Below are 10,308 nucleotides of genomic sequence, written 5' to 3'. Positions count from 1 at the left end.
ATAGCCAATTACACGAAAAGAGGCTGGAACAGTTTGACACGCCTCCAACCTCACGTGATAGATACCTGAAATCGGGTGTCTTCACTTGTCGTGTGTAATATTACGAAGATTTTTTGAAATGTGCGACTGTTTTATCCAAAAATATTAAAACCTTAATAATCTATACCTGAAAACACCGAGGGGCCAGGGGGCGAGAAGCCCCCATCGGGCTGAAAACATATAAAAAAACAAAATGACGGCAATTAATCTTTCTTAACTCTTTTTTGTTTGAGATTAAAACAGTATCTTTATAGTTAATAATCAAACAGTTACAACTATACTTATGCGGACTACCGATTACAAAATTACTGAATTATTCTGTGTTATAGATGATTTTTGCAAACATTTTGGAGCTGAAAATGGTGGGAAACTGCTTTTAGGTGACGATACCACGAAGCGTAGAAGGCGTAAGGCTTCCTTGTCCGACAGCGAAATCATTACTATTTTATTGTATTTCCATTTCGGAACATTTCGTAATTTTAAGCACTATTATCTATTCTTCATCAAGGGGACTTTTAAGACGTACTTCCCTAACGCTGTCTTTTACAACCGTTTTGTTGAACTTGAAAGTAGGGTGTTTTTTCCTCTTATGTTCTTTCTTAATCTGCGTGCATTTGGAATATGTACAGGTATTACATTTGTTGACTCAACAATGATTCCTGTATGCCACAATCTTAGACGCTATGCCAACAAGGTGTTCAAAGGCGTTGCAGCAAATGGGAAAGGAACAATGGGCTGGTGTCACGGATTCAAGCTTCATCTGGCATGTAATGACAGAGGGGAAATCATAGCTTTCGTTCTTACTGGAGCAAATGTCAGTGACAAAGACACAAAGGTTTTCAAGGTTCTTGCCAAACGTCTGTATGGCAAGCTGTTCGCTGACAAAGGATACATATCACAAAAACTTTTTGACTTTCTTTTTGAAGATGGTATTCAGTTGGTGACGGGGCTCAGGGTAAATATGAAAAACAAACTCATGCCTTTCTATGATAGAATGATGCTGCGCAAAAGATATATCATAGAAACCATCAATGATCTTCTGAAAAACACTGCCCAAATTGTACATTCACGCCATAGGTCTGTGACAAACTTTATCATGAATCTTGTATCTGCCTTGGGGGCATACTGCTTCTTTGAAAACAAGCTAGAAGCTCTCCAGGGATATTGCATAGAAGACTCTAAACAGTTGGCGTTGTTTTAAGCAACATTTTTTATCTAAATCATATCCCATTCATGATAGAGTGGGATGTATTATCGTGCACATGATTCTAACAAGGAATAATGCTCCTAACTTAACGTGAGTTCGACGAATTCAGAACAGAGCAAGCTGTGTATCAATAGTCCTTTGTACATTTATACACGGCTTCTTTGGAAACAGACAATAAGCAGCAATAGCACCTAATAAGTTGACGATGAAATTGTCAAAGCATCTATGCCTGGAGTGCTCCACCTGCGCAATATTCTTAAGCTCGTCATTCACACTTTCTATAATGGCTCTTTTTCTGAGTAAGAGCCTGGCAGAAACACTCATCAAAGCTCCTTTCATGTTACTTTTCAATTTGGTAATAAGTTGTATTCCATCCACAAACAGTCTTTGGAAGAGATTCTTGCCGATGTACCCCTTGTCGCTGACCAGCTTGCCATATATGAAATCTACAAAAGCTTTGTATTTCAAAGGCTTACGGTCATCAATATCTCCCAGTGTTATCATAAAATTAATAAGCTCTCCTTTCTCATTACAAATCAAATGTAATTTGAAACCGAAGAACCTACCCATGGAGCATTTTCCTCTTTGGGCTATACCTTTGAAAACCTTGTGAATATGTATTCTTTGGTTCTTGCAGACACGTAGTGGTGTGCTATCAACGAAGCTTATGCCCGTACATTTGCCCAACAGAACCTTCTTGATAAACAAGGTTAAGGGTACGGCTACCTCCCTTTCCAATTCTACTATACGGTTGTATGAGACAACTTTAGGAAACAAATGACGCAGATGCTTACATACTTTTTCAATATAGAAATGTTTAAAGCAACGATAACCAGAGTCGTGAAAAAGAATCATTATTAGCATGACTTCTGCCTTTGACATCGTGGAATTACGCTGATATCTCCTTTTTCCTATAAGGTTTTAGCGTATATTTTGCTGTCATTGCATCAAAAAACTTGTAGAAGTCATCTGCCATACAAAATATTTCAGTAACTTTGTCTTCGGTGATCATAGCGATTTTTGTTTGTAATTATTTGTAAATCAATATCATAAAGTTACAACAATTTTCGCTAATCACCAAATTTATAGACACTTATAATTCGTCGAACTCACGTTGACTTATCAAAATATAGACGGCTTAACCCGAACTGGGGTAATCTCTGCATGAAAAATTATCGGACAGTTCAAATTTTTAAAAGATAAAAAAGTTTGATTGGACAGTAATAGTAAAGAATCAATTAGAATTTGGCAACTAATATGGAAGAATAAAAGAAATATGAACGACGTTTTGAACGGCGTAGCGAGAAAATCCGTAGTATCGTAGGACAGCTACGAGACCTTTCTGCTGTCCGTGATACTTTGGATCGTCAGGAAGCCCTCTGTCGTTTCAAGTCTGCCGACGTAAAATCGGTAAAAACCAAACTGTAGATTTTCAAATAGTAAACTCATCTGGTAATCTCCTACAAAAAATACTTGGGGGATTATAATGGAGTCGGACATTTATCATCCCTCTCTCGATAATCAATCGTCAAGCTCACCGTCTGTTCTTGCAAGGCGGTGAGTTTTTTTGTCAGATGGATAAGTTCCTGCAACAGGGTTTGTGTCGTTGTTTCCCTCTCGGTGATGTGGAGAAAGCGCACCACCTGATTGTAGTTTGCGCCAATTTTATGTACTTGAGCTGTGAGTTCGGAGAGCTTGCGGTAATACTCCACGGCTGACTTGTCCACCGTTATCACCTTGAAATGCTCTCCTAATAACCTTGCACGCACAAAATCGGACTTGGACATTGAGCCTGATTTGTGATAGAGGTCTATCACTCGTATTTGGTCTTTCGGGTCTGGTAAACGGACGTGCCAATCGTCCCACTTGTCGGGCATATCACCATACTTTTTCGCTACTCTTTTCCTTGATTTATCGCTTGCCATATTCTCTTGTTTTTATTTCTCTAATCACGACTTCGGAGTGATTTTATTCCCCATTTGGGGCAAGGGTCTTTGTGGGACAAACGGCAGTTTGTGTCACAAAGACACACCTTGCCAGTATAAAGAAAGAGATAGTTTGTTATGTTCCATAAAGTAACTTTTCTGGGGTGCTTTTGATAGACGAGAGTTCAAAGTTCAAGAAGTAAATCAAGAGATAAGTTTAGACTAATTTCTTGACTTACTGACTTTATGAGCTGACATATTTTTGACTAAAGTTAATTTTAACTTAGGTCGAAACTAATTTCTTGACCAAAGTCACAACTGACCATTTGACTTAAGTCGCGACTGATTTCTTAACTTAACTCATAACTTACCTGTTTGCGGTATTGGATTATAATGCCTTTCAAGCATTGTCTGTATGTCGCTCTGCTTGTAAAGTATCTTCCCTCCGATTTTGTAGAAAGGAAGCGTTCCTAAGTTTCTGTACTCTTGGAGCGTGCGTGTGCTGATCCGTAATTGGCCGCACACCTCCTCGCCTGTCAGGTAAACCTCTCCACCCAACATCGGACGGGCTGTGGAGCAATAACGCTCCAGTTTCTTCAAAGTACCCACCATCAACTGTGCAAACATCTGCATTTGAGGGTCTTGCTGTGTAATGATTTCTTTCTCTTCCATAGTTCATTCTGTGTTTGATTTCATTTATGGTTTGCATTCAGTAACTCTGCGATGTCGCTCTCTTTGTAATAACACTTGTGTCCAATCATTGAGAAAGGGATTTTTCCCGTATCTCGATAGGATTGCAGGGTGCGTTTGCTGATGCCGAGCCTGCGGCATACGGCTTCATTGTCGAGCCATTCGTCCGTTTCGGTCGGATTGCCGATAAGCTGTTCAATACTGTGGATAAAGTCTGCAAATTCGGAGCGGTGTCGCTCCCACGCTTTGCGGTCGATGATAATGAGTTTCATTTCCTTGATTTTGTTTTGATTACTTTATTGTTACTCGGCAAACAAACTGTTATGCAGTCCGTTGCCGTATTTCTCGTGTGCAAAAGTAAGTGTTCAGGGGCATCGCTGCAAGGAACGAGGAAAAGCAGGGAAATGTCAGGAAAACAAGAGAAAAAGCAAAGGAAATCAGTCTGCATTATTGCGGTAATGAGATGAGGTGCCGGCTCTTTCCTTTTATCACATAGCAATTATTCTCTCGACAGTTCGATAGTTCGACAAATCGATATGTAGAACTATCGATAGATAGTTTTATCGATAGATTATTTTGACGATATATAGTTTTGGCAACAGATAGTTTTGGCAACAGATAGTCAAGACAACAGATAGTCATGACAATAAATTGTACAAACAACAGATAGTCCGTATTATCGTCAGTCTTATCTATTGTTGGTTGTTACGCCTTGCGTCCAAAGAGCCTGAGTATGCCGTATTCTTGTCGTGCCTTTACTCTCTTACGGCAGCCCATCCCTGCAAGGTTGGGAGAGACGAATACGACCGCACGGATATTGGGAATTGCGATACAGCCATAAAAAAAAGAAAAATCCTGCGGTGGAGATTCTTCTCTCCATCCGCAGGACTCGACCTTGTCAGGGCAGATTGGCTGCCGTTGTACCTTTGCACGATAAGAAACGGTATCAGGGGCTTTGCGTAAGTCTATTTATAAAGCGTAAACAAACGTTTTATCTGTTCGCCTGACCGACCATCGGCAGCTTATTGCTCTCAATGAGCAGCACTATCGTGCCTGTGAGTTCGGTGTAAAGACGGTCGTATTGTCCGCTTGTGGCAAATGTGTCCGTCAAACCGAACTTGTCGAATGTGGCTTGAACAGCCTTGTTCGACAACAATATGGGTGCAAGATTCTCAGGGAGTGGTGCAGGCAGTTCCCTCTCAAACTCGTTCTCCAAGACAGAAACAAGCGTGTCGTACTTGGAAAAGTGCAAACCTTGATACAATACCTCACTTGCTATGCTCTCTGCTTCGAGGTGCGAAAAACCTTGTGCCACTGCATCGCAGTAAGCAGTGAGAGCCATGTCTGCCCGTGTGGTGATAAACTCCGTGTCGTACAATCTTTCGGGGTGATGCTCACTCATATAACTTCTTAATTTCAATCGAAAGTAGGAAAGTTCCCGTTTGTTGTTCTCTTTCATAATCGTTTGGTTTTCAATCGTGAATAATAAATGTTTGGTAATTACTTCCTTTTTATGCTTGTTGCAATGGAACGTTCTGCCGTGCTATCGACTCACAATAACCCTCAAATACAGTATGCTCCCTGTCTGTGAGTGCAGTCATATCCTCTTGTATCTTATGGTCGGTTATCTTTCCATAAATCTGTGTCGTGCCGATATTGCTGTGTCCGAGCATCTTGCTGAGCGTTTCCATTGATATGCCGTTGGATAGGCATATCGTGGTTGAGAATGTGTGGCGAGCCATGTGAAAGGTCAAGCTCTTATCTATCCGGCATATCTGCCCGATGTTCACACATGCAAAGGATGCTTTCCTTATTGTGAGATTGGGGAATATCAAGTCGTCTGCTTTCTTGTCCTTGATATAGAGCGAAAGGATTTGCTTGGCAATGGGCAGGAGTGGAATGATGGCTTCCACGTCTGTTTTCTGCCTTTTGATGCGGATTTCCTCTGTGCCGTCTGCATTACGGATGATGTGTTTTGGTTTGAGCCGTTGCATGTCCACACGAGCCAAACCAGTGAAGGCACAGAAAAGAAAGAGTTGCCTTGCCCGTTCAAACTGCCTGTCAATGATGGGTGTTTGCAGTACCCTTTGCAGTTCCTCCGTAGTGAGATACCTGCGTGTTCGGTGTGGTAGTTCTGCCTTGTAATCTACAAAGGGGTCAATGCGGATGTATTTCTTCTGCTGACCGATGCCGATGAGTTTCCTAAGGAAGATGACCGCTACCTGAATAGTGGCAAGAGATAGGTTGCGCTCTGATTTAAGGTAGAAGTCCAATCCCTCAATAAAGGCATAGTCCAATTGTGCGTATCGAATATCTTCCTGGCCTAAGCGTTCACGCAGATAGGACTTAATGAGCTGCGCTGCATAGATGTAATTAGCAAAGGTAGGCTTGGCAATCGTCACTCCTACGCATGGGCGCTTTTCCTCAATAAATAGTCGTGCTTCCTCCAAAAGAAAACCTTTGGGCTTGTCTTCTTCCATGAGTTCACGCTTCAGCAACTCAGCGGTGATATAGCCACGTTGCCAAACTAATTCTTGGTATTTGCCTTTGGCTTGTTCCTCTTTGGCTTGCAAGTAGCGGTTGATTTCTTTTGTTTCTTCACCTGTTCCCTTGCACCGTCCCTTATGGCTGTCCCAAAGTTCAGGAGCAATCTCCTTGCCCGTGCTGTATTGTACTTGTCCTCCGTCTATGGTGATACGCCCCATAATCGGGCAGCTGCCGTTCTTTTTCTCTTTTGAGCGATTGATATAAAAGAGTGTCTTGAATGTACTTCGTGCCATAATATCAAAGTTTTAAAGTGAATGTATCTTGTATGCGTTGTTGCACTTTCTGCATGTCCCGATGGATTCTCTCGGAGGATACAGCTGCATATACCTGTGTTGTTCTCAGGTTGGTGTGTCCGAGCATACGGCTTACCGTTTCAATAGGTACACCTGCTGAGAGCGTGATAAGCGAAGCAAAGGTATGGCGAGCCATGTGAAAGGTTAGCGGAGTTTCCATGCCGATGTTTCGTTGTATGTAGTGCATACCATTGAGGATAATGTCGGTAGTTGGAACGTCAAAGACAAAGCCTGCACGCTTTCCTCTGTACCGCTCCATTATCGCCCAAGCAGGGGGAAGCACTTGTACACGATACGGGGTCTTGGTCTTCATGCGTCTGCCCTTGATGCAGAGTTCGCCCTCTTCCAAGACAATGTTTTCCTCCCGAAGATTACGGACATCGGAGATGGCAAGCCCTGAAAAGCAAGAAAAGACGAACAAATCACGGACAATACGATAGTTCTCCCATTCAATCTCCAAGCCGATGATGCGCTCAAGTTCTTCCTGCGTAATACTTCTCGGTTCGCCCTTTGGTCGCTCGTAACTGTAGCCCAAGAACGGATAGAAGTCCAGCACACCTTTCTTCACCGCCATGCGGACGATGGTCTGCAAAGTAGACAAGGTACTTGATATGCTACTGCGTTTCAGCTTTCGGTCAATGGTGAGATAATACTCGAAGCCCTCGATAAATGCTTTGTCCAGCTGTGAGAGTGGAATATCACTTACCTTGTGCTTCTTCCGCACATACTCACGGAGCAGGGAGAGTTGGTAGGTACGGAGTTTGAACGTCTTTAAGGCTCGATCGATGCCTATGCGCTCCTTAGTCTGTGTGAGATACTCCCCGAAACTCTCCAAGAGCAGGGCTTGGCGGTGGACTTGCCCCTGATAGGCATCCCTCACGTCTGTGGCGGTAAAAGTTTCTTCCCTTTCATAGAGTTCGTGAAAGCGTGCGTGGATGAGTGCGGTGCATTCACCGAGTTTCTGATTGACGGACACCGCCATTGCACTCTTGCCGATGAGCCGTTGCTTACGGCTGTCCCAAAGAGCGAGCGGAGTCTTACACTTGGTGGAGAAGCCCGAATGGGTTCTGCCTACAGAGATGCGCCCAATGACAGGCACAAGTCCTTTCTTGTCGGTTCGTTTCGCCTGAACGAAGAACGATACTTTGAGTTTGTTTTCTTTCATTTTTCTGTCGTTTTTTCTAAATTTCCTTTGCTTGCAAAGGTACAAATGAACAAGTCTTCCTAAGCGATGCAGAAAAATGAAAGATGAGGAATAAAAACCTATGACACAATTGTTTACCTTCAATTCGTAACCCCTTTTTGCTTTTTCCCTGATGGGTTACGATTTGGTAACGGAACTCCTGCCGTTTGATGCTTCCTTTCGCCTAACTCGATAATGGAATAAAAATGCTAAATGATACTATTTCAAATAGTTACATTCCTTACATTTCCCTCTGTTTCCCTTCATTCTTAATGACTGATTATGCCCGCAAGATGAGCCTTGATTTACGCATGATTGATGAAAAAGGGTACTCAGACCATATAGACAACAAGGCAAGCCATTGTGCCAAGATGCTCAATGACTATTATCAAAAGTACGATACACAAAAAGGAACGCAGTTTGTTTTCTCTGATTTGGGGACTTACAAGCCTGGCGAATGGAACGTCTATTCTGAGATAAAGCGTAAGTTGGTAGAAGACTATCATATCCCTTCCTACGAAATACGCTTTATCCAAGAGTGTAAGAACGAGAAGGCAAAAAAAGCGATGGTAGATGCGATGAACCGTGGAGATATTCGTATTATTTTCGGCTCTACATCCATGTTGGGTACTGGTGTGAATGCCCAGCAGCGTGCCGTTGCGGTCCATCATTTGGACACGCCTTGGCGACCTTCGGACTTAGAGCAGCGTAACGGACGAGCTGTGCGCAAGGGAAACCTTATCGCCAAGGAGTTTGCGGACAACAAGGTTGATGTGATTATCTATGCCGTAGAGCGGTCTCTGGACAGCTACAAGTTCAATCTGCTGCATAACAAGCAATTGTTTATCAATCAGTTGAAGGCCAATACGCTCGGTAGTCGTACCATTGATGAGGGCTCGATGGATGAGGACAGCGGCATGAACTTCTCCGAATACGTAGCGGTGCTTTCTGGCAATACCGACCTTTTGGAAAAAGCAAGATTGGATAAGAAGATTACCACCTTGGAATCAGAGCGCAAGAACTTCCTCCGTGAGCGTGATGCCGCAACGGGCAAGTTGGCAGAGATTGAGAGTTCCGTATCCTTCCATACGGACAAAATCAAGGAGGCACAATCTGACTTAGCTCTATTTGAGCAGCGTGTGGAGCGTGATGATGAAGGTACACCTATAAATAAACTTACAATCAAAGGTGTGGAAGACAGCACCGATATCAAGGGCATTGCTGCCCGTCTGCAAGAAATAGACGAAAAAGCTCGCACCAAAGGAGAGTACAACAAAATTGGCGAAATCTATGGTTTCTCCATTATGGTCAAGACAGAGAGTACTTCCAAAGACTTATTCGACTGTTCGGTGAACCGCTTTTTTGTGAAAGGTCAGGAGAGTATTTACTATACCTATAATAACGGTAAGTTGGCAACAGACCCGAAACTTGCGTGTCAGAACTTCATTAACGCCTTGGAGCGTATTCCAAAGGTGATAGAGTCGCATGAGAAGGAAATGGCAAAGGTTGTGGCCAACAAAGACGTTTACACCAACATTGCAAACAGTTCTTGGAAGAAAGAGGACGAATTTCGCTCACTTAAAAGTGAAGCTGCGGAGCTGGACAGAAAGATTGCACTTACGCTTGCACCACCGGAGGAGGAAAAAGAGGAAATGAAGCAAGGAGAGGGTTTACCCGATAACAACTATTCTGCCAAAATGAAAAATGAGAATAATCCTGCCCAAGATAAAGAAGAGGATAGCTGTTTACAGAGTTTCAGACCCAAATGGAGACACTAAAAGGATTAGAACCTATAATGAAAAGCAGATATCTAATTATTGCTATCCGCTAAACTTCAAATCGGTACTATTCCTCTATCCGCAATGCTCATCAATAGGTGCTACGGACTTCTTTTTCGAAAAGTAAGCCCCCCTATCATTCATTAGCTACCCCGCTAAAAAGCGCTTGTGAATAACAGAAGGGCTTACTTTTGGTGAGATGAGACTAATCTCCCTTTTATCTGCAACCTAAACACCATATTCCCAGATTCTAAACTTTTAGCGGACAGCGATAAATTCGTTTATATGTAGTAATTTCTATTGTATTTATGCGTATTGGCTTAAATTACCAACACAGCTCTACATCCGCCCCCAATAAACAAGTCTTCGGAAATTTATTCGTCTAACCCAAGTTTAACACCCACTTTCGCCTAATTGTTACTGTTACCGTACTTTCCTCGTTTTTCTTATGAGTTCTGTGTCCTACAAATTTTATTCTTTTTGAATGGTGAGTGTTTTAATTTCAACTTATCGTATATCTGTTTTGCTTGCTTCGAAGGACTACTGCATTGGCGCATCTCAATAGTTTCACCTAACGGGTTCTTCCCTTTTGTGGTAACGAGTTTTTGGGTGTTCATACGTCGTACAATCTCGGTCCAGTAACAGG

7 protein-coding genes and 3 pseudogenes are annotated in these 10,308 nt (G+C 42.6%); 2 read left to right on the top strand and 8 right to left on the bottom strand.

What is annotated here, in order from left to right:
- Positions 1-322: 322 nt before the first annotated feature.
- A complete protein-coding gene (locus F596_RS0109920; RefSeq protein ID WP_019036830.1) occupies positions 323-1,240 on the top strand; it encodes an IS982 family transposase in 918 nt (305 codons plus the stop codon).
- A 111-nt stretch (positions 1,241-1,351) separates the two neighbouring features.
- Here F596_RS0109920 and F596_RS0109915 read toward each other — a convergent pair.
- The 7 genes and pseudogenes from F596_RS0109915 to F596_RS0109880 form a co-directional block, all read right to left on the bottom strand.
- Positions 1,352-2,258, bottom strand: a pseudogene (locus tag F596_RS0109915) (IS982 family transposase).
- 469 nt (positions 2,259-2,727) lie between these two features.
- Entirely contained in the window at positions 2,728-3,171 is a 444-nt protein-coding gene (locus tag F596_RS0109905) for a plasmid mobilization protein (RefSeq protein ID WP_019036828.1), read from the bottom strand.
- Positions 3,172-3,531: 360 nt separating this feature from the next.
- Positions 3,532-3,843, bottom strand: coding sequence for a helix-turn-helix domain-containing protein (locus tag F596_RS0109900; RefSeq protein WP_019036827.1), 312 nt, complete (start codon positions 3,841-3,843; stop codon positions 3,532-3,534).
- A gap of 20 nt (positions 3,844-3,863) precedes the next feature.
- Positions 3,864-4,133, bottom strand: coding sequence for a helix-turn-helix domain-containing protein (locus F596_RS11655; RefSeq protein WP_004336955.1), 270 nt, complete (start codon positions 4,131-4,133; stop codon positions 3,864-3,866).
- 719 nt (positions 4,134-4,852) lie between these two features.
- On the bottom strand, positions 4,853-5,320 hold the full coding sequence (locus F596_RS0109890) for a DUF1896 domain-containing protein (RefSeq protein WP_024992780.1): 468 nt from the start codon (positions 5,318-5,320) through the stop codon (positions 4,853-4,855).
- A gap of 52 nt (positions 5,321-5,372) precedes the next feature.
- Complete coding sequence (locus F596_RS0109885) at positions 5,373-6,641, bottom strand: site-specific integrase (RefSeq protein ID WP_024992779.1); 1,269 nt, start codon at positions 6,639-6,641, stop codon at positions 5,373-5,375.
- A gap of 4 nt (positions 6,642-6,645) precedes the next feature.
- Positions 6,646-7,866: a site-specific integrase gene (locus tag F596_RS0109880; RefSeq protein ID WP_019036823.1), complete on the bottom strand. Its 1,221-nt coding sequence runs from the start codon at positions 7,864-7,866 to the stop codon at positions 6,646-6,648.
- Between the two features lie 287 nt (positions 7,867-8,153).
- On the opposite strand from F596_RS0109880, the pseudogene F596_RS0109875 reads away from it, so the two are divergent.
- A pseudogene (locus F596_RS0109875) lies at positions 8,154-9,662 on the top strand (helicase-related protein); the annotation flags it as partial.
- Positions 9,663-10,108: 446 nt separating this feature from the next.
- On the opposite strand, the pseudogene F596_RS11160 reads toward F596_RS0109875, so the two are convergent.
- Positions 10,109-10,308, bottom strand: a pseudogene (locus tag F596_RS11160) (IS1634 family transposase); the annotation flags it as partial.

Source organism: Prevotella amnii DSM 23384 = JCM 14753, from assembly GCF_000378745.1.
GTDB classification, from domain to species: Bacteria; Bacteroidota; Bacteroidia; order Bacteroidales; family Bacteroidaceae; genus Prevotella; species Prevotella amnii.
Note: the sequence above shows the minus strand (reverse complement) of the source record. Positions and strands in the feature narration are given on the sequence as shown.